15 protein-coding genes are annotated in these 21,464 nt (G+C 58.6%); 9 read left to right on the top strand and 6 right to left on the bottom strand.

Going from position 1 to position 21,464, the window contains the following annotated elements:
* Positions 1 to 113: 113 nt before the first annotated feature.
* The 4 genes from OZX71_RS00665 to OZX71_RS00650 form a co-directional block, all read right to left on the bottom strand.
* The gene (locus OZX71_RS00665) at positions 114 to 806 is read right to left on the bottom strand and encodes a helix-turn-helix transcriptional regulator (RefSeq protein ID WP_277160129.1); all 693 of its coding nucleotides are present in this window, start codon (positions 804 to 806) and stop codon (positions 114 to 116) included.
* Between the two features lie 264 nt (positions 807 to 1,070).
* On the bottom strand, positions 1,071 to 1,745 hold the full coding sequence (locus tag OZX71_RS00660; RefSeq protein WP_277145863.1) for a hypothetical protein: 675 nt from the start codon (positions 1,743 to 1,745) through the stop codon (positions 1,071 to 1,073).
* Positions 1,746 to 2,241: 496 nt separating this feature from the next.
* Positions 2,242 to 3,909, bottom strand: a complete 1,668-nt coding sequence (locus OZX71_RS00655) for an MDR family MFS transporter (protein ID WP_277160128.1) — start codon at positions 3,907 to 3,909, stop codon at positions 2,242 to 2,244.
* A gap of 776 nt (positions 3,910 to 4,685) precedes the next feature.
* Complete coding sequence (locus tag OZX71_RS00650) at positions 4,686 to 6,410, bottom strand: MFS transporter (RefSeq protein ID WP_277160127.1); 1,725 nt, start codon at positions 6,408 to 6,410, stop codon at positions 4,686 to 4,688.
* A 205-nt stretch (positions 6,411 to 6,615) separates the two neighbouring features.
* Here OZX71_RS00650 and OZX71_RS00645 point away from each other — a divergent pair, with 205 nt between their 5' ends.
* From OZX71_RS00645 to nrdE, 6 genes are all read left to right on the top strand, one after another.
* Positions 6,616 to 7,503, top strand: coding sequence for a TetR/AcrR family transcriptional regulator (locus OZX71_RS00645; protein WP_277160126.1), 888 nt, complete (start codon positions 6,616 to 6,618; stop codon positions 7,501 to 7,503).
* Positions 7,504 to 8,305: 802 nt separating this feature from the next.
* Positions 8,306 to 8,938 (top strand): hypothetical protein, encoded by a 633-nt coding sequence (locus tag OZX71_RS00640; RefSeq protein ID WP_277160125.1) that lies wholly within the window; start codon positions 8,306 to 8,308, stop codon positions 8,936 to 8,938.
* A 46-nt stretch (positions 8,939 to 8,984) separates the two neighbouring features.
* The gene (locus tag OZX71_RS00635) at positions 8,985 to 9,521 is read left to right on the top strand and encodes a hypothetical protein (protein WP_277160124.1); all 537 of its coding nucleotides are present in this window, start codon (positions 8,985 to 8,987) and stop codon (positions 9,519 to 9,521) included.
* Between the two features lie 308 nt (positions 9,522 to 9,829).
* A complete protein-coding gene (nrdH, locus tag OZX71_RS00630) occupies positions 9,830 to 10,105 on the top strand; it encodes a glutaredoxin-like protein NrdH (protein WP_277160123.1) in 276 nt (91 codons plus the stop codon).
* A gap of 58 nt (positions 10,106 to 10,163) precedes the next feature.
* Complete coding sequence (gene nrdI / locus OZX71_RS00625) at positions 10,164 to 10,751, top strand: class Ib ribonucleoside-diphosphate reductase assembly flavoprotein NrdI (RefSeq protein WP_277160122.1); 588 nt, start codon at positions 10,164 to 10,166, stop codon at positions 10,749 to 10,751.
* Positions 10,752 to 10,928: 177 nt separating this feature from the next.
* The gene (gene nrdE / locus OZX71_RS00620; protein WP_277160608.1) at positions 10,929 to 13,088 is read left to right on the top strand and encodes a class 1b ribonucleoside-diphosphate reductase subunit alpha; all 2,160 of its coding nucleotides are present in this window, start codon (positions 10,929 to 10,931) and stop codon (positions 13,086 to 13,088) included.
* Between the two features lie 165 nt (positions 13,089 to 13,253).
* On the opposite strand, the gene OZX71_RS00615 is transcribed toward nrdE, so the two are convergent.
* Positions 13,254 to 14,324, bottom strand: a complete 1,071-nt coding sequence (locus OZX71_RS00615; protein WP_277160121.1) for a LacI family DNA-binding transcriptional regulator — start codon at positions 14,322 to 14,324, stop codon at positions 13,254 to 13,256.
* A 277-nt stretch (positions 14,325 to 14,601) separates the two neighbouring features.
* On the opposite strand from OZX71_RS00615, the gene OZX71_RS00610 reads away from it, so the two are divergent.
* The 3 genes from OZX71_RS00610 (at position 14,602) to OZX71_RS00600 (ending at position 20,428) form a co-directional block, all read left to right on the top strand.
* A complete protein-coding gene (locus OZX71_RS00610) occupies positions 14,602 to 17,313 on the top strand; it encodes an alpha-L-rhamnosidase (RefSeq protein WP_277160120.1) in 2,712 nt (903 codons plus the stop codon).
* 167 nt (positions 17,314 to 17,480) lie between these two features.
* Positions 17,481 to 18,827, top strand: a complete 1,347-nt coding sequence (locus tag OZX71_RS00605) for an MFS transporter (RefSeq protein WP_277160119.1) — start codon at positions 17,481 to 17,483, stop codon at positions 18,825 to 18,827.
* A 212-nt stretch (positions 18,828 to 19,039) separates the two neighbouring features.
* Entirely contained in the window at positions 19,040 to 20,428 is a 1,389-nt protein-coding gene (locus OZX71_RS00600) for a GH1 family beta-glucosidase (protein WP_277160118.1), read from the top strand.
* A 221-nt stretch (positions 20,429 to 20,649) separates the two neighbouring features.
* On the opposite strand, the gene OZX71_RS00595 is transcribed toward OZX71_RS00600, so the two are convergent.
* Positions 20,650 to 21,432, bottom strand: a complete 783-nt coding sequence (locus OZX71_RS00595) for an IclR family transcriptional regulator (RefSeq protein ID WP_277160117.1) — start codon at positions 21,430 to 21,432, stop codon at positions 20,650 to 20,652.
* Positions 21,433 to 21,464 lie beyond the last annotated feature (32 nt).

The following is a 21,464-nucleotide window of genomic DNA, read 5'->3' as shown; positions in this document are numbered from 1 at the left end:
ATTGTTTCTCCTTATTGGCAAAGGTTAACTTGCACTAACCCATGGTTACCAAAAGAGAGAGGCGAATACGTACATATTATCTTTGGCAGCCAAGAGTTAGTGCGAGTGCACAATCACAGAAACTTGTACGAGAACAGACCCATTACGGCGCCGACGAAAGCGCAAATAATCGCAATGACAACAATCTGCTTGGTACTTAGCGGCTTGCCCTTGCGCGACGAGCGATCGACCTCATCCCCCGCCAGATATTGGCGCAGCTCCTTATAGGTCAGCACATCGATATCGCGTTGCAACTTGTAGCACCAGCCGACCGCAATAAGGCCGCACAAATAGAGCACCATGCTAATGGGCGCGAACCATCGCCATGCCTGGGCAGGGCCTTGGCCCTTGACGACCATCAGCACCGTCATCACGAGCCCCGCCGCGATAAACACGCACCCCACAATGAACAGCGTCAGTATGCGTGTGCCGTTGCGCTTGATTTCTTCGTTCATGGTTCCCACATCTCCTTTGACCAGTTCGTCCAGTGTGACGCCGAAAAGATTGCCAAGCAACAGAAGATTCTGCACGTCCGGGTAGGTACGGCCGGTCTCCCAATTCGAGACCGTCTGGCGCGAGACGAAGATTTTGCCGGCCAGGTCATCCTGCGATAAGCCCATCGCCTCGCGATGGTCACGAATCTGACCACCCAACTGCATCTCGACCGCCATTACCCCGCCTTTCCCGTTTGAAGCAGAAACCATCACCGAACCGCCCCAAATCATTTGTTCACCAAGCGACTGCACAATCTGCGCGGAATTCTGCAAACTATCTATCTTCAGCTTACAGAATCCAAGCGCAACAGACGTGAGCAACCGCAGAATCACTCATGAACATTGAGTGAGTTCAGCCGATCCGCCGGCAATCATTCCGACGATTTCAAGGTAACCCGCCGTGGCCGGACACTCCAAGCCAGAACGCGAAAAATCCCTGCCAAAAGTCTTTGACATGGCGGAATTCCAACGATTTCAGAACCATACACGTCTTCCGTACTAAAAGCAGCAATTCTAAACTCATTTCATAAACGAGAGTCATGCACAACTTGGACGGCCACGGCGCAACTCGGCGACACGCGACTTCTGCTGAATCCAACGAGCCGCCTTCGGATCAATCACGTTCGCAAGCCATATGACATTTGTATATTGCTCGTCAAGATAGACGTTCTCAGTCTTGACATTGGCGCTGACTAGGGGCTCTTGATGACTACACCGATTACGCATAGCAAGTAAACGCATAACATGAATCTCAAATTCCTTGCGGCGCCGAGAACGATAATACGGCATCCCACCATTTGCTGGATCACGCAATGCTTTCCAAACTGTAGGCTCCAATTTGCGAACCAGTAGAAAACGCCACGAATCTAAAGACAAACCAGCAACCACTCTATTCGCAGTGACTTCATGCCCGTCATAACCAATACGTCGTTTGACTCGACCTACCGCTTTCTGAAACTCGTAGTCGAAACCAAAGTAGGCCGCAGCGTCATACCAATTTGATTGGCCACACGCTTTGGCCAACCTCCGAGAGATAAAGTTGCGCAGCAACACTTCAACATGAGCAATATCTTCAAGATAAGCCTTCGACAGACGCGTATTCCACACGTACAAGGCCACCGGATCCAACGCAGCGTCTTCGTAGCGTCGCATCCGCTCAGCAGAGAACCAGCGACGCAAATCCATGAGCGTAATTTGCGTTTCATCCGTCATACATTCTATACTAGCAAGTGCAAGGCCCCGTGAAAGTCACTCATGCGAAACATCATGAAACTCCGGGGTCAATTCATTCACAAGTATAGGATTTCTCCGAAAAACAAACAACAACAATGTTATTTTTAAAAACGTGGAAATCAAAATCCACTTGAATCCAGTAAATATCGCTAAACCGTTGCGATATATGCCATTCAGCTCTCAAATTTTACAATTGTCATCAACTCTATTGATCAATTTGCATAAGTTCTATTAGTCAATCTGCATCAGTTTTCCTGTTACCTGCAACAAAGTTAGAACCCACATTATGCAATGGCGATAGGCCAAGATACGAAAACCCTGCCGACAATCCTTAAGAAAAATCGGCAGAGCAGGTTAATTGACATTGCACGCTCGCACTTTAGCGTGGTTACAAAAGGCGAATCGGCGGAATACCGCGAAAACCGGTTTTGCAACCACGCCAAAGTGCGAGCGCCGCTGACCTATATCGTCCGGATCACCGCTCGATGGTGGTGGAGAGCTCCTTTTGGCGCACGAAGAAGAAGACAAGCACAGCGGCGACCATGAACGGGACCATCCACAGGAAGATGGGCAGCAGGGCGCTGTTGTAGGCGTCGACGATCGGGATGCGCAGCATGTCGGGCAGGGCGTTGACGCCGCTGGGGGTGAGGTTGCTGGCGCTCAGGTGCGAAGCGGCACCTTGCATGGCGGCCAGGCCCTTGGCCGAACCCGCACCAGCAGCATCGGCAGCACCTGCGCCGGCGGTCGCCGAGCCAGCGGCACCGGCACCAGCAGCGGCCATGTGAGCCATCGCAGCCGCGAGGTTGTCATGCACGAAACCGGTGAGTCTCGAAGTGAAGATGCCGCCGACGATGGCCGTGCCGATGGTGGCGCCGACCTGCTTGAAGTAGTTGAACGAGGCGGTCGCGGTGCCGACGATCGAGGCCGGGAAGGCGTCCTGCACGATGAGCATGAGAATCTGCTGGCCGAGGCCCAGGCCCAAGCCGAAGATCACCGTGTAGACGCAGAGCAACCAGACCGGCGAATCCGCCTTCAGCGTGGAGAGCAGCACCAAGCCAACCGCCATGATGGAGGTGCCGACGATCGGGAAGACCTTGTACTTGCCCGTCTTGGAAACGAGGGCGCCGGACGCGATCGAGGTGACGAGCACGGAGGCCATCATCGGCGACATCAGCAGGCCGGCTTGGGTGGCGGTGACGCCGGTGGTCATCTGGATATAGGTCGGCAGGTAGCTCAGGACGCCGAACATGGCCACGCCGATTAAGAGGGCGCCGAGCGTGGCGACGTCGAAGTTGGAGTTGCGGAAGAGGTTCATCGGCATGACCGGTTCCTTGACCTTGAGCTCCACGGCGATGAAAGCGGCGATCAGCACGGCGAGCGAGACGATGACCTCGGCCCAGTTCCAGGTGTGCGGCTTGCTGGCGTTGGTGCAGACCAGCACGACGATGACGGTGATCGCGGCAATCAGGGCCATGCCGAAGTAATCGATATGGGACTGATTTTCGCGGCTTGGCTTGGGCAGATGCAGGAAGACGGACACCGCCGCGAGCGCCAGCACACCCAGCGGAAGGTTGATCCAGAAGGCCCAGCGCCAGCCCGGGCCGCTGGTGAGCCAGCCGCCGATCAGCGGGCCGGCCACCGAGGAGACCGCGAAGACCGCGCCCATCACGCCCATGTACTTGCCGCGCTCACGGGCGGGCACCACGTCGGCAATGGCGGACTGGGAGAGGATCATGAGGCCGCCGCCGCCAAGACCCTGGATGACGCGGGCGGTGACCAACAGGTTCATGCTGCCGGCCAGACCGCCCACGGCGGAACCGCACATGAACAGCGCAATGGCGATCAGAAGCAGCGGTTTACGGCCGAAAAGATCGCTGATGCGGCCATAGACCGGCATCATGACGGTCAGTGCAAGCCCATAGCCCGTGATGACCCAGGTCATGCGGTCGACGCCGCCGAGGTCGCCGACGATGGTCGGCATAGCGGTGGAGAGCACGGTCTGGCTCAATGAAGACATGAGCATGGTGACCATCAGGCCGATGAAGACGAGCGTCACGTCGCGCTTCGACGGACGCCCCGGCCGCGTCTGCTCGCCGGCGTCGGCGGATTCAGCGCGATGCATTGCATAGACAACAGAAGACATGGCAATCCTTTGCGAGTTAGAGGGTGGAGCCGTCTTGTTGCGCTTGGAATCATGCGCCAGAATACGTGCTGGAACCGGCTTTGCGCCTTGCCGTTGCGAAGTGCGTCGGGTTCAAATCCGTTCGACGCCGACAGCGAGCCGGCAAATGCCATATGACACCGAGATGGAACCCAACGGGAATGCGTATTCTGGCCGCTTTAACCTCACAGGGAATGCAAAAGGCCGGTATCGCGCGAGCGAAAATCGCCCTTGACGCAATACCGGCCACAGACTTACGACGGCCTAAATTTCTTTTCATTGGCAGGTTATCGGTTGATGCCGCATCAGCGCAAGCCGATTCGCTGTGACGTTTGTCATACCTGAAAATCAGAGGTTTCGGCGAGCGTGTCTAATTGATACGACCATATCGATATTTTCGAACGGTATTTGGCGCAATAGCAGCCTTTTCGGCATACCGAGATTACTCGCCAGCCGTCATCACACCAGCCGCGCAACGATTTTCGACACCACGAAACAAGACCGCAGGAATCAGCCTGCAGCACAACTCTCTGCGCTACCAGCGTATTTACTTTGACTGACGAGTTACGCGACAGACCACCTTTGGTTTCATCGTGCGCCTGCTTTAATTGAAAAAACTCAGCTCAATATCATTTCCCGCGCCCACACCACAACATATGACGTCCAAGACCTAAAGCGGGGCATGAAAAACAGAACGGCCATGGCCGGCCACTTTGTGTTTCAATGCCCCGTTTTCAGACGATTTGTTCTGCTTGTCTCTACTTCACTTTGTCACGCTTAGCGGCACGGGCGACCCAGACCGAGGCGATCAGGCCGATGGCGAGCAGGACGATGGCGGCAACCAGCGTCCATTGGCCGGCGCGGGTGAAGGCGGAGGTCATCGCGTCGACCACCTGCGGGCCCAACGGGCCGAGCTTGCCATGGGAGCCTTGGGCGCGGATGCCGACGATGGCCGAACCAGCCGAGGCGTCGAGCGACTTGGTGAGGCCGGAAACCAACTGTGAAGGCAACCCGCGTACGCCGGAAAGCGCGGACGGCGCGATATTCGTAACCATCACCGAAAGCACCAGGCCGGCGAGCGCCGCACCGATGCCGGTGCCGAGCTGGCGGATGGTCGATTGCGTCGCGGACCCTTCTCCGGACTGGGCAACGGGCACTTCGGAAAGCACGAGACTGGTGAGCTGGGCGGCGGCGAAACCGAGACCAAGGCCGTAGAGCACGAACGGCACCAGCATCCAGGCCACCGACAGGCCAGGACGCATCATCGCCATCAGAATGACCACGCTCGCGATCTCGACGATCAGGCCGAGTTGCACGGTGTGTGGTGCGCCGATTTTTGCGGTGACCGGACGCGCGAGACCACCGGAGACGATGGCGCCGAGACCCATGACGGCCAGCAACGCGCCGGTGGGAATCATATCGAGGCCACGCACATTAATAAGGTAGAGCGGCAACACGAACATGATCACGAATTCGCCGGCCTGAATCGCGCCCGCGGCGATGTTGCCCATCGCGAAGGTCGGGATTTTAAAGAGCGACAGGTCAAGCATCACCGGCAGTGCACGGCGGGCGCGGCTGTTTTCGGTGTAGATGAAGAGCGCGAAGAAGACGACGCCGAGCACGATGCAGATCGGGATGACCGAAACCGGCCAGCTCGAGCCCCACTTGAAGCCGAACACGGCAAAGTCGCCCTTGGGGTGCCACCAGCCGTAGGTCTGACCTTCAATCAGGCCGAAAAGCAGGAAGGCGGAACCCAGAGCAGAAAGCACGACGCCCAGCGGGTCGAAGCCGTCGGGTTTGGCGGCAGACTTGGAGGAATCGGACGCGGCCAGTTTCTGTGCGGCGGCACCGAGCGCGGAGGCTCCGGCCTTGCCGCCGGTTTTCGGCACGAAGAAGATGGCCGAGATGAAGACGATGACACCCAGCGGCACGTTGACGAGGAAGATCCAGCGCCAGCCGATGGTCTGGGTAAAGAGGCCACCGAGGAACGGGCCGATGGCCGCGGCCGCGCTCATCACCGAACCCCACACGCCGAAGGCAATGGCGCGGTTCTTGCCACGGAACGAGGCCGAAACGATGGAAAGCGTCGAGGGCATCACCAGCGCGCCACCGACGGCCTGCACGGCGCGGGCGCTCAGCAGCAGCGTGGCGCCATTGGAGGAAGCGGCGAGAATCGAGCCGGCCACGAAGACGACCACACCGACCTGCAGCGTGAGCTTACGTCCCTTCATATCTCCGAGCTTGCCGAACGGCAGCAGCAGCGCAGCGAGAATGATGTTGTAGAGCGAAGTGACCCACTGCGCATCGGTCAGGTTCAGGCCGATCTCGCGGATCATCACCGGAATGGAGACGTTGACGATGGAGCCGTCGAGCACGATCATCGCCAGCGCGAGCGCCAGCACCCACAGCGCGTTCCACGGCGGCTTGGCGGCGGCGACCGCGTCCTTCGGACTGCGGACCTTCCCGTTATCTTGTTGAGTCATCAGTAATCTTCCCCTACTGCCAGTGCCGGTATGCGACATGACTATTATGACAAATCATCAGTAGATGCGTATTTTTGCGACACTATGTCGCAAACCTCGAGCGACTATACGCCTTGACCGCACGCCGCGCAAATCCGCAGCCTCGTTTTAGCCGGAAGCCCAGAAACCAAGGGGTAACGCAGTGCGGACAAGGTGCCCCGATAATATGGAATATAACGATGCCGCCAGCAGCAACGCTACAGAAAAACGAGAGGACGATATGCCACGCATCAATGAGGCCAATCTTGAGGAACATCGCCGTCACACCATGAACGCGCTGCTCGATTCGGCGGAAACAATCATGCGCGAGCAAGGCGGCGAAGCCCTCACACCAGCCAACGTCAGCCGCGGGGCCGGCATCGCCCGCAACTCGATCTATCGATACGTCAAAGACATGAAAGACCTGCGCCGTCAGCTCATGGCAAGGCATATGCCGCAGTGGGTCGCGGCGCTGGAAAAGGGCCTGGGCGGCGTCACCGATCCCGCGGAAATCATCGTGCAGTGGGTGAAGATCAATCTCGAGCAGTCGATACTGCAGGGGCACGATTGGATGACGCAGATACCGTTGAGCGACGCAGAGACCTATCGCGACGACAAAGATCTTTGGCAGGGACGTGACGACGACGGGCGCAAGGCCGAAAACAACGAAAACCCGGAAACAAAGCCGGGGCCGAGCACGAAATCCAAGAGCGCCGACAGCGACGACAATCCCGACACCTCGGACAACAACACGGAAAACAAAGCAGACGAAAAAGCGACTTCAGCGACCGACATCTTCTGCGGCCATTCAATCCAGACTTCCGGCACGCCCTCCCTTGAGCCCAACCAGCCCAGCCTCCACCAACGCGTCAATGCGCCCATGACCGCCGCGTGGAAGCAGCTGCGATCCACCAGGCCACAGGTTGGCATCGCCCTCACCGAGGGGTTGGTCACCAGCGGCATGCGACTGCTCAACGGCAAAGAGCACCAAGGCGAAAAGACCCAAACCGCCACCATCCGCGATATCATCCAATCCACACGCGCCATCGTCGAACAGCTGCGCGACGACAAATGACGCAGGAAGCACAGGTCGGAAGTCGCCAATAGTCCTCACCGACAGCGACCCACTTACGCGAAGGAGCCTTTGATGTCCTCGGCCAGCAGCCGCCTCATGGCCGTCTCAACACAAACGGAATAAACATTACGAACCACTCAATGGCGATACTAGACAACATTTTTTTATCACAGCTATCATATAATGATAACAAAAACCCGGTGTATTAACAAGGGAGTTGAATGCCTTACTCCGATACCATTCGCACAACAATCGCAAGGCTTGACCGTAAAACGGCCCAACTCAACGCCGACTGCGAACGAATGCGTCGACGCCTGTCGGGCTTACGCACGCTCAAAACCCACGTAACGAGCCAATTCAACGAATTCAACAACCAACAAGCAGCCCGACAATCCGCAGTTGAAGCAGCAGGGATACGGAGAGTGGAAAATGGCACCTCCCGTTTTCAATAAAGATGGAAGCATCACACGGAATGCCACTAGACAACATAATGGGAAAACACAGAAATACTCACGAACATTTGATCCTAGCCACAGATCAATCTCCATATCAGCCGGCGTTTCACAATCCGTAGAAGGCGGCACCGTCTCCACTGATTTAGGACTCAAAGCGACCAAAAATTCACATTGGCACCACTTCCGCAAACCGCAGCCGGTGCAAGCCCCTGTAGAAGTCCCAGTCCTGCACCTGCCCGATTGGAAACGACAGCCTGTGCGTGAACCAGTTCCCGGCCGAACACCCGCACCAGTCATTCCGCCGCTCCTTCCACTCCCCATCCCCGCACTCTAAAAGGAGCACACTCGTGATTCCACACCAGACACAACAGAAGACCCCTCTGCGAGCAGCCGCTTCGCTCCTGCTGGCCCTCCTCACCATGCTCTTCGCCACCGCATGCGGCACCACACCAAAAAACAACACAACACCCGCCCCAAAACCACAACCCAAGACCGAGAAAATCACCTACCCAGCGCAATCCATGCGTAGCTTCGGATACAGCAATGACGCGCGCGGATCCCGCAAAGCAGCCAAAGACCTCAAGGACTCAGGAGACTTCACCGACGCTTACGCCACCAAAAACGGCGACGTCATCATTATCACCACAGAAAAACAACGACAAACCAATATTAAAAAGAACAACGAATGGATCGCAAACGGGGAACGAACTTTCCGAAAAAGCAATCCCGACTACCACTACCAGATCAACCAAGACGGAACCCAAATGACCATATGGGTAGACAATAATCTCACCCCGGTTGCCGGAAGCAGTATCCTCACGGTAGTCCCACCAGGATACGGCTACAACTACTACCTGAAAGGCCACACCGGCCCGTGGGACATGACCATCACCGTACGCAACTGCCACACCGACCAGCTCATCCACCAATACCAGCTCTCACAAGGCTGGAAATTCGACGCAGCCACCTTCGGCGGCTAACGCAACCTGCTGTCGCCCGCACCCAAAACCACAATTTAGGAGAACCATGAGAAAAGAGACCATCTTCGATGGCGCTGCGACCATTGAGATCCCGGACAATTATGTGCGTTGGAACACCAGCGGCATTCCACGAGCCGATCAAACCAACGACAGCGACGACGGCAACAAGGAACCTGATCCGATCGTCTCGTGGATGGCGCACGGCGCGCTATTCAGATTCCGCGACACCGCCTATATCTCGGGCATCATATTCGACAGACCATGGCCCGGGAACGGTCTCGACAAACGATTGGACGAGTATTACCGCACCGCCATGCGCAGCCTTCCCATGGTCCGTAACGCCGAAATCGCAACACGTCCGATTCCTGACGGTGACGCAAATTTAGAAATCGGCATGCTTCAATACACATTCGCCACTCCAACCCAGGATTGGTTTGCCTGCGTCGCGCTATTACCCGCGAAAGCCCAGGAAGCCGCCATCATGATGATCTGCAAACTCGACCATGTCATCGTGGGCGCGACGGAATTCATGACCATCGCCGATTCCATCGCACCGGAATGGATTGAAACGGAACAAGAGTAAATCGACCAAACCCCCAGACGAAACAACAGGGTCAAATCCTAGCGCGTTGTTAATCCACCGAATTGTCCACTTTTATCCACATTTCAAAGGCGACATTGGGGACAAAATACCCAATTTTGTGACATATCGCACACCGCAAATTCGACACCCGTAAGATCACTATCGCACAACCCTTGCGTTTATTGTCAAAGCACTATATCTAGTGGTTCTTCTAACGACACGCTACTAGAAGTTGGGGTTCAGTTTGGAACTACATCCATGTAGTCTGGTCACTTGAAAGCTTACAAGACATCGATTCGGAGGTTACGATGACCGTTACCGTTTTCACCAAACCACGCTGCCCGCAGTGCGAGGCGACCAAGCGCCAGCTCAAGCGCCAGGGCATTGCGTTCGAGACCGTCGACCTGACCGAAAACCCCTCCACCCTTGAGCAAATCACCCAGGCCGGCTTCCGCCAGGCACCCGTCGTCATCACGCCCGACGCCTCCTGGAGCGGCTACCGCCCGGACCTCATCAAGCAGCTCGCAGCTGGCGCAGTCAAGATCTCCGCCGACGCTAATACCCAACAGACCGTTCTCGCCTAGTTCGACGATGGACCGGACCAACCAGACCAACCACACAGAACATAGAGAGAAGGCGACGATGGCGGACGCGAGTATCGATGACGCCACCACACACGCAGAACCCGGCACAGGAACCGCGAACACAGCAACCGAGCCGTACGACGACGAATGCGTCACGCCCAGCGAGCCGGAAGCCAAGGCCAAAGGCGAGCATATCGGCGCCGTGGTCTATTTCTCGTCGGTTTCGAACAACACCGCGCGCTTCATTGAAAGCTGCGGTTTCCCCGACGAGGGCATCAACGTCTATCGCATTCCGCTGCGTCCAAAAGAGGCACCGCTGCAGGTACGCGAACCGTACGTCCTGATCGTGCCGACCTACGGCGGCGGCAACATCGCCAAGGCCCTGCTCCCGCAGATTCGCAAGTTCCTGAACGGGCACAAGAACCGCAGTTTCATCCGCGGGGTCATTTCCTCGGGCAACAGAAACTTCGCCACGGCCTTCTGCGCCGCCGGCGACATCATCTCCAAGAAATGCCACGTGCCGTTCATGTATAATTTCGAGCTTTTGGGCACCCCGGACGACCAGCGTCAGGTGCGCGAGGGCATCCGCGACTTCTTCCTCGACGCGAAGAACAGGCAGAGCGGGCAAGGCCAACAGCAGCAATAAAGCGGCGATAACACCGCAGCCACAGCCTTAAGCAGTGATAAAAGTTTTGCGCCGCCATCCCTTCCGTTACTTGGAATGGCGGCCATAAAAATTGAATTTGATACCGAATACCATCGCCGTTTCACGACGATCCAAGAAGATAGGAACACTATGGGACTCAACGATTCCGCGCTGAGCATGGACAACACCGTCGAAGACACCGGTTTCGACCCGGAGCATGACTACCATTCGCTCAACGCCATGCTCAACCTTTACGATGAGGACGGCAAGATCCAGTTCGACAAGGACAAGGAAGCCGAGCGCGCCTACGTCAACTCCCACGTCGCGCAGAACACCAAGCAGTTCGGCTCCACCGCCGAGCGCCTCAAGTACCTCGAGGACAACCTCTACTACGAGAAGGCTGTTTTCGACCAGTACACCCCCGAGTTCCTCGACTCCTTCTACAAGCACGTCGAAGACTTCGGCTTCGAGTTCGAGACCTTCCTGGGCGCTTTCAAGTTCTATCGTTCCTACGCGCTGAAGACCTTCGACGGCAAGCAGTACCTCGAGGACTTCCCGCAGCGCTGCGCCGCCGTGGCGCTCGAGCTGGCCGATGGCGACGAGAAGGCCGCCGTCAAGTATGTCGACGAGATCCTCTCCGGCCGCTTCCAGCCCGCCACCCCGACCTTCCTCAACCTGGGCAAGGCCCAGCGCGGCGAGCCCGTCTCCTGCTTCCTCGTGCGCATCGAGGACAACATGGAGTCCATCTCCCGCGGCATCAACTCCGCCCTGCAGCTCTCGAAGCGCGGCGGCGGCGTGGCCCTGCTGCTGACGAACCTGCGTGAGCAGGGCGCTCCGATCAAGCACATCGAGCACCAGTCCAGCGGCGTCGTGCCGGTCATGAAGCTCTTGGAGGACTCCTTCTCTTACGCCAACCAGCTGGGCGCGCGCCAGGGCGCCGGCGCGGTGTACTTGAACGCACACCACCCCGACATCCTGCGCTTCCTCGACACCAAGCGCGAAAACGCCGACGAGAAGACCCGCATCAAGTCGCTCTCCCTGGGTGTCGTCATCCCCGACATCACCTTCGAGCTGGCCAAGCGCAAGGAGAAGATGGCCCTCTTCTCCCCCTATGACGTCGAGCGCGTCTACGGCAAGCCCTTCGCGGACATTTCGGTGACCGAGCACTACGACGAAATGCTGCACGACGAGCGCATCCACAAGACCTACATCGACGCCCGTGAGTTCTTCATGACCTTGGGCGAGGTGCAGTTCGAGTCCGGCTACCCCTACATCCTCTTCGAGGACACGGTCAACAAGGCCAACCCGATCGACGGCCGCGTCACGATGTCGAACCTCTGCTCCGAGATCCTGCAAGTGCAGGAACCGTCGACCTACAACGACGACCTGAGCTACGACCACGTCGGCAAGGACATCTCCTGCAACCTCGGTTCGCTCAACATCGCGAAGGCGATGGACGGCGGCCTGGCCGATCCGGTGCAGACCGCGATTCGCGCGCTCACCAGCGTCTCCGACCAAACCCACGTCGACTCCGTGCCGTCCATCAAGCGCGGCAACGAGGAGAGCCACGCCATTGGCTTGGGCCAGATGAACCTGCACGGCTTCCTCGCCCGCGAGCACATGTTCTACGGCTCCGAAGAAGCGCTGGACTTCACCGACATGTACTTCATGACCGTGGCCTACAACGCCTACAAGGCCAGCCACGCCATCGCCGTCGAGCGCAAGCACGCCTTCGTCGGCTTCGAGAAGTCCGACTACGCCAAGGCAGCGGGAGCGGGCAACTACTTCGACAAGTACACCGACGGCAGCCGGACGCTGGCACCCAAGACCCAGGCGGTCAAGGACCTCTTCGAGCGCTTCGGCATCCACATCCCGACCGTGGCCGACTGGGAGACCCTGCGCGACGAAATCCTGAAGGACGGCATCTACAACGCCTACCTGCAGGCCGTGCCGCCGACGGGTTCGATCTCCTACATCAACCACTCCACCTCCTCGATCCACCCGATCGCCTCGAAGATCGAGATCCGCAAGGAAGGCAAGGTCGGCCGCGTCTACTATCCGGCGCCGTACATGACCAACGACAACCTCGAGTACTTCGAGGACGCCTACGAAATCGGCTGGAAGAAGATCGTCGACACCTACGCCGAGGCCACCCAGCACGTCGACCAGGGCCTTTCGCTGACCCTGTTCTTCCCCGCCGGCGTGACCACCCGCGAGCTCAACAAGGCGCAGATCTACGCCTGGCGCAAGGGCATCAAGACCCTCTACTACATCCGCATCCGCCAGCAGGCGCTTGAGGGCACCGAGGTCGAGGGCTGCGTCAGCTGCATGCTCTAAGCCGCGTTCGCACTGATACATAGTCAGCGCGAATCTCAATGCAAGAAAACACAGAAACCCGTCGAGATCACAGAGGTCTCGGCGGGTTTCGTTTACCTTATAATCCTACAAATTTTCCTGGCTTCGGGCTTCATGCCTCGCCGGCAATAACCACGGCAAATCCCCTCACTTGCTCGCGTTCGGGTTCGGTCTGGTCGAGGCGCGGCGCACCAGCTTCGGATCCACCAACGTGGTCATATGAACGTGGGTCTCCGGATTTTCCAATTCGTCGATAAGATGCGTCATGGCCTGCTCGCCCATATCGTTGGCCGGGGCATTGACAACAGTCAAAGGCATTCTGGAACGCATCGGCAAGCGTATGCCTTCGCAACCGACGATACTGATGTCATCCGGAACTTGAATCCCACGTTCAGTGAAATTTTCAATAAGCCCGGCAGCCAACGCGTCACCGCCGGTCACAATCCCATCCGGCCGTTCGTCGGCAGGCATGTCGCTGATCTGCGAACCCAACTGATACCCATCTTCAAAAAGCAGTCCACCCGCATCAAACGTGGAAAACTGAACAGCCGACTTCGCCGCTTCAACCGCCCGCTGCACGCCGAGCTGACGATTCTGTATGGACTCATAGTCAAAAAGATGCGCCGCGAAGAGAATCTTTTTGCAGCCCGTCTCAATCAGCTCCTGAGCGGCCAATTGCCCTACCGACACGTTGTTTTCCATCACCGAGCAAACGGCGCACGCCCCCGTAGGCGAACTGTGGTCAAGCAGCACTATAGGTTTGTGCGCGCGCCGAACCTTGGCGATATCCTCAACGGGGTCGGTGACTGTGCTCAACAGAATGCCGCTGACGTCAAGCCTGATGAAGGTCTCGATCAGATCACTTTGCCGGTCTTTGTCGGAGAAAGCGTTGGCTCCGAGGACCTGCATATCCCGGTCTTCGCACACTTCCTGAATACCTTCGAAAATATGGGTGAACAGCGAGTGCTCGATATCCGTCATCACAAAGCCGACCAAGGATGAAGCGACATCGGAACGCTCGGCCTGTCCGTTTCCTTGCATATGCAATCTGGGAGGCTTGCGGGGCTCGTAACCCAGCTCTGCGATCACCGCGGAAACCCGCTTGCTCAACGCCGGCGACACCCGATCCGGATAATTCAAATAATTCGATACCGTGCCGATGGACACGTCGGCGATACGCGCGATATCCGAAATACTGACTCTTTTCGTAGTGACCACCAGGATTCCCTCTACCGTTGAACGAATGATATCTGTATCTTATTACCGCCGCCGTATCGACGTTGTCTACTTTTTTGAAATTTCAAATATAGGGACGATTGTTTGAAAATTTCAAAAACTGGTCTTACTATTTAAGTATTCGGTTCATTTCCGTCTATTGACAGCGCCGAAATAAACGGAAATCCGCCTCTGCCGTAGGGACAGCGACCATCGCCACGTCGCTTCAGCGGAGACACACGAAGGCTTTACGACCGTTGAACCCAAGGAAGGATCATCAATGGACAATCACAACGCAACATCATCAACAGACGGGACGACCCTGACGTTCGACCCCACGGCCGCAGCCGTTGGGTACGACGTCCGCGACCTCACCATCGAGCACTTTCCCGGCGACGTGATGGGCATCGGCATTCCCGCGCCGCGAATGAGCTGGGTTTACGACCACAAACCGCCACAGGGCGCACAGATTCTTCTGAAGATTCGCCGCCGCGTGCCGGGGGGCAAACCCGTCGACGAAAGCACGTACCTGCCGGCGAAGCAAAGCGTCTTGGTGCCTTGGCAATTCAACCAGCTGGTGTCGCGGGAGCGGGTGAGCGCCACCGTTCAGGTCGTCTCCTCGCAGCATGCACCGCTGGGTAAGCCGAGCGACGAGCTGCACTTCGAGATCGGCCTCCTACGCGAATCCGAGCATGTCGCCGATTACGTCGGACCTTCCTGGCCCGAAGCCGAAACCGACCACCGCCATCTGCCGCTGGTGCGCACCGATGTCACCCTGCGCGAAAAGCCCGCGAGCGCCCGTCTTTACCTCTCGGCCTTGGGACTCGTCGAAGCGGAAATCAACGGCCGCAAGGTCAGCGAGGACGCGCTGACCCCGGGCTGGACGCAGTACGAAAAGCGCATTCCCTGCTGGACCTACGACGTGACCGACAAGCTCAACGCCGGCGGCAACGCCATGGGCTTCTGGCTGGGCGACGGATGGTATCGCGGGCGCATCGGCTTCGACGGCGGCTATGCCAATTATTACGGGGACCGTATCGGGGTCCTGGCGCAGCTTGAAGTTGAATACGCCGACGGCACCACCGAAAAGATATGCTCCAACTCATGGGACAGGCAGTGGAAAGCCACGCTCGGCCCCATCGTCAGCTCCGACATGTACGAAGGCGAATGCTATGACGCCCGTCTCGAGCAGCCCGGATGGTCGACCTACGGTTTCGACGACAGCGCCTGGAAGCCGGTCGCCGAATCGTTCTGCGACCCGGCGAAGATCGAGAATCCCGAGATCCTCTCGATCCGTCCGCAGGAAAAGCACGAACCGGTGTCCATCAAGAAGATCGGCGAGCGCAGTTGGCTGGTCGACTTCGGCCAGAACTGCTCCGCCCGCGTCCGTCTGCACTTGCACGACCTCGCGTCCGGCGACACCGTCACACTGCACCATGTCGAAGTGCTGGAACCCGACGGCTCCATCGCCACCCGCACCCTGCGCCGCGGCCAGCAGCTGGACTCCTACACTTCCAACGGCCAGAACGCCTGGTGGGAACCCCGCTTCGTGATGCACGGCTTCCGCTACGTCCAGATCGACGGCTGGCCCGGCGAGCTGAGCGCGGACGATATGGATTGCCGCGTCTATCACTCCGAGCTCAAACGCACCGGCGAGCTGGAGACTTCCAACGAGATGCTCAACAAGCTGCACCACAACATCGTCTGGTCGATGCGCTCGAACTTCATGAGCATCCCCACCGACTGCCCGCAGCGCGACGAGCGGCTCGGCTGGACCGGCGACATCTGCCTCTTCTCCCCCACCGCGACGTATTTGTATGACGTTCAGGCGTTCCTGAACAACTGGCTGCACGACCTAAGAACCGAACAGGTCAAGTGGGGCACCGTCCCCTACTACGTGCCGTTCGTGCCGCTGGGAGGTTGGTCGCATCCGACGGCCATTTCCGAATGGGGAGATGCGGCGGTCGCGGTGCCGTGGGCACTTTACAGGGACAGCGGCGACGCCGAGATCCTGCGCGAGAACTACGACCTGAGCCATGACTGGGTCGACGAGGTCGCAGGCTATCTTTCCCCCGACGGCGTCTGGGACCGCAGGCCCGAATTCGTCTTGGGCCAGCTCGGCGATTGGCTCGACCCGAGCGCCCCGCCGGACCGCCCGTCCCTGGCCATGACGCAGAAGGAGCTGGTGGCCACCGCCTACTTCGCCCGCAGCTGCAGCCAGGTCACCCGGATGGCGCAGATCCTAGGCAAGGACGACGACGCCAAACGCTTCGGCGAGCTCTACCGACACGTGCGCCGCGGGTTCATCGACCGGTTCAGTAACATGGACGGCACCATGACCAGCGACACGCAATGCGCCTATGCGCTCTCCATCGCCTTCGGCCTGCTGGACGACGATGACGTGCGGCGGGTGAAGGCCGGCAACAGGCTGGCCGAGCTCGTGCGCGATTCGGGCGGCAAGGTGAGCACCGGTTTCGCCGGCACCCCGTTCGTCCTTCCTGCGCTGAGCATGACCGGACACGACGAGGAGGCCTTCTCCCTGCTGGAATCCACCGAGTGCCCGAGCTGGCTCTATCAGGTGAAGATCGGAGCCACCACGACGTGGGAACGTTGGGATTCGATGGAACCCGACGGCACGCTCAACCCGGGAGGCATGACCTCGTTCAACCATTACGCGCTGGGCTCGGTGGCCACATGGATGCACTCGCATATCGGCGGCCTCGAAGCCATCGACGCCGGCTGGAAGCGTTTCCGCATCGCCCCGCATATGGGTGGCGGCATCACCCACGCCTCCACCTCGCATATCACGCCGTTCGGCCGTGCCGCGGTTTCCTGGAAACTGGTCGACGCGCAAGGCGAGGAAAACGCTGCAGGAACCACGCTGGAAATGGACGTCACAGTTCCTGTCGGAGCCACCGGCACGGTGGAACTGGCCAACCATGAGCCTTGCGAGCTGAAGGCCGGCCACCATCGGCTGACCATCAATCTGTAAATCAATCCCGTGCAGACGTCGAGACCGTATCGTTTCAACGCCTGCACACGCTACAGGTCACGTCTGACGCAATCGAAGCGCAGACAGGACCCCGACCAAATTGTCAAGGTCTCACGAAAGCAACATATCTGGGCCTTACAGCGGTACAACAAAGAAAAGGAAGAACCATGGAACTCAATGACGAGCCTCGTCCGGATACGGATGAAGGCCAGATTACGACGGACGGCGCTGCAACCGCAACCGTTGCCGTAAAGAATCTCAGCAATCTCGCACCCGACACCGGCAAGCCTTTGGACATGAAAGCCAAGATTCGATTCGGCATCGGCTTCGTCCTGTTCGGCCTGCTGTGGATGACAGCAGGAACCGCCGGCTCCGCCGTGCTCCTTCCCCAGCGATTCAGCGAACTGAATATCGGCGTGCCCGAGGTGATTCTCGGCACCATGAATTCGGTGGGCTGCGTGTTCGCACTGGTCTCCAATATCGTTTTCGGCGCATTCAGCGACGTGACGCGTTCACGATTCGGCAAACGTACACCGTGGGTCATCGTCGGCGGGTTCATCGCCGGCGGCGGATATGCGATTACCGCCACCAGCACGACCCTGTTCGGCATCGTCGCCGGCTGGTCCATCGTCCAGATCGGCGTCAACTGCATGATCGCCCCGGCAATCGCCGTGCTCTCCGACCGTATTCCCGAAAACGTGCGAGGCACCTTCTCGGCATTCTACGGCGGCGCGGATCTCGTCGGCTCATCGCTCGGCACCTTCGTCGGAGCCAAATTCATCTCCAACATGGGCACCGGCTTCACGCTCGGCGTCGCGTTGTTCATCTTCGCCGGCGTGGCCGCAGTCCTCGCCTGGCCGCGTGAACTTTCCTCAAAGAGCACCGGAAACACAGAAAAGCTGCACTTCTCCGAAATCGCCAAAGCCTTCATCCCGCCCACCAAGAACTGCCGCGACTTCTATCTGGCCCTCTGCGGCAGGCTCATGTTCATTCTCGGTTGGCAGATGATCGGCGGCTACCAGCTCTATATCCTGCAGAAGTACTGCCATATGAGCAAAACCGTTTCCGCAAGCGTGCTTTCGCAGATGGCGGCGCTGGCCATGGTGGTCCAGATCATCATGTCGCTGGTCTCCGGCCCGCTTTCCGACAAGCTGCACAGGCGTAAGATCCTGGTGTTCATCGGCTCCGCAATCATCGCCGTCGGCCTTGCCATCCCCTGGTTCTTCCCGACCAAGGAAGGCATGCTCGCCTACGCGCTCGTCGGCAACTTCGGATACGGCATGTACAAGGCCGTCGACCAGGCGCTGAATGTCGACGTCCTGCCCAGCGGCGATGAGGCGGGCAAGGATCTGGGCATCCTCAACCTCGCCAATACCTTGGGCCAGGTCATCGCGCCTGTTATCGTCAGCGCCATCATCGTGGCGACCAACAGCTACGCAATCCTCTTCCCGATTGCGATCGCCGGTGTGATGATCGGAGCAATCATCATCATGTTCATCAAGAAAGTGAAGTAGCCATCAGGCGATTCATCATCAGATGACACGATACAACGAACGTCGGCCCCAGGAAGTGTGGTGGGACCGACGTTCACTATATTCATTCCGCTTCCCAAATGAATTCCGGTCTCGGTGATATCGGAACAAAACCGGACAGCAGCACAGTAGCTGTACAACAGCTGTACAACAGCAGCACAACAGCGCATCAGTACACAGCAGCAAGGAGCATCATGGCTTTCACATTCCCGAACAACTTTACCTGGGGCGTCGCAACGGCGTCCTACCAAGTCGAAGGAGCCTCAGAGGAAGACGGGCGCGTGCCCTCCATCTGGGACACGTTCTGCCAGCGACCAGGCACCATCGCCGACGGCTCTTCGGGGCGCAACGCCTGCGATGAATACCACCGATACCCCGAGGACATCGATCTGATGAAGCGACTCGGGGTCACAGCCTACCGTCTTTCAATCGCCTGGCCACGTATCGTCACCGAAGACGGAACGGTCAACCTTGCCGGCATCGACCATTACCGTCGTCTCCTCGAAACCTTGCGCAAGGCCGACATCAAGCCCGTGGTGACGCTTTATCACTGGGATCTTCCGCAATACCTGCAGGACAAGGGAGGCTGGGCGAGGCGCGATACCGCGTTGCGCTTCGCCGACTATGTCGGCTGTCTGGCCGATGCGTTCGGCACGCAAGTCGATACGTGGACGACGCTGAACGAGCCGTGGTGCTCCGCATATCTCGGTTACGGCAGCGGTGCGCACGCCCCGGGAATCCAAGATTACGAACAGGCTTTGAAAGCCGTTCATCACCTCAATCTTGCCCATGGGCTGGCCGCCAAAACCATACACGAGCAATTGGGGGACGATACGCGGGTGTCGGTGACACTCAATCTTTCCGTCGATATCGCACAAAGCCAAGCACCGGAGGATATCGCTGCGAAAAAACGGATGGACCTCATCGCCAACGAGGTGTTCCTCGAGCCGATGCTGGAGGGACGCTACAATCCGGAAATCGCCGAAGCGACCAAAGACATCACCGATTGGGGCTTCGTCGAGGACGGCGATCTGGAGACGATCCATCAGCCGATTGCGGCCTTGGGACTGAACTATTATTCGACCAAGCACGTCAGGCGCCGCCAAAATCCCGAAACCGAAACCGCAAGGAACGCCATGCCCGCACAGGAGGACGTCGAGGTCCTGCCCCCCGAAGGCGAATTGACCGCGATGGGCTGGAATCAGGAGCCGGCGGCGCTCAAGCGAACGCTTATCGATTTGGGCCAACGCTTCCCCGGCATCGAGCTGATGATTACCGAAAACGGTTCCGCCTGGGACGATGCGGTTACGGCCGACCCCTCGGCCCCACACGGCAAGATCGTGCACGACCCGCAGCGCGTGGCTTATATGCGGGCGCATCTGAAGGCCGTCGCCGAAGCCATCGACGCCGGCGCCAACGTCACCGGATATTTCACATGGTCGCTGCTCGACAACTTTGAATGGGCGCTGGGTTATACCAAGCGTTTCGGCATCATCCGTGTCGATTACGACACCCAGGAACGTATCTGGAAGGATTCGGCGCTGGAATACCGGCGCATCATCAAAGCCAACGCCATAGAGTAGGCACGCCGATCCCCATCCACGCGGGTCGAACCGATAAACCGAGCCGCGCCAAATAAACCGGGTCGCGCCAAATCACCACACAACGTTTGGCACGACCCGGTTCGGCTTGGTTCGCTTTGGCATGGCCCGGTCCGACTGGTCCGATTCGGCTTGGCTGAGCCTTAATCGAGCCCCAATCCAGGCGCAACCACATCAACCTGCAAAGCAAGTCGGATGCCTCTCTAGCCCTTCTTGCCCGCCCAACCAAGCTCGGCGGAAATCGAGGCGGCGGCATCGGCCACCAGCGGGCCGACCTCGCGCATGCGCTCGAAAGGCATGAAGGTCTTGAAACTCGAGACGGAAATCGCACATACGATTGTGCCGGATTCGTCGCGCACCGGCGCGGCCACGCAGCGCACGCCCGGCTCGTTTTCCTCGAGATCGTAGGCCACCCCGCGTTTGGCATAGCGTGCCATCGCGTTGGCGAAGGCCTTCGCCCCGGAATAATTGTGCTCCGGCTGGCGTTCCATGCGCTTGCGATCGTCGATATACTGCTGCTCCCAACGGTCTCTCTGGTCGAGCAGAAGCGCTTTGCCGATGCCCGTGTAGGTCAGCGGCATCCGGCAGCCCGGCCACGAACGAATCTCAACCGAACGCGTGCCGTTGACCTTGTCGAGATACAGCGTCTCGCCATCGTCCTCGACGGCGAGGTGGATGGTGTCGCGGGTGGCGTCGGAAAGGTCGAGCAAATACGGACGGGCGACGGCGCTGATCGACGTGTCTTCCCTCGCCTGGAAACCGAGCTCGATCAGGGCGGGGCCGAGCGCCAGGCTGCCGTCGACGTTGTCGCGCAGCATGCGCTCTCCGCGCAGCGCCTGAATCAAGCGATGCGTGGTGCTCCGGCTCAGCCCGGTGGCCTCGGTCAGCTCACGCAGTGTGCGCGACCCCGCGGCGACGGCTTTGAGCACCGCGATGCCGTTGACCAGCGTCTGGGCACCACGCACGTTCGTGGTTCCTTCGTTCATAGAGTCCACGATAGCCGCCCGTCCGTAGTTGC

Origin of the sequence: Bifidobacterium sp. ESL0764 (genome assembly GCF_029395515.1) — a bacterium.
Taxonomy (GTDB): domain Bacteria; phylum Actinomycetota; class Actinomycetes; order Actinomycetales; family Bifidobacteriaceae; genus Bifidobacterium.
This window is presented reverse-complemented; position numbering and strand designations above follow the sequence as displayed.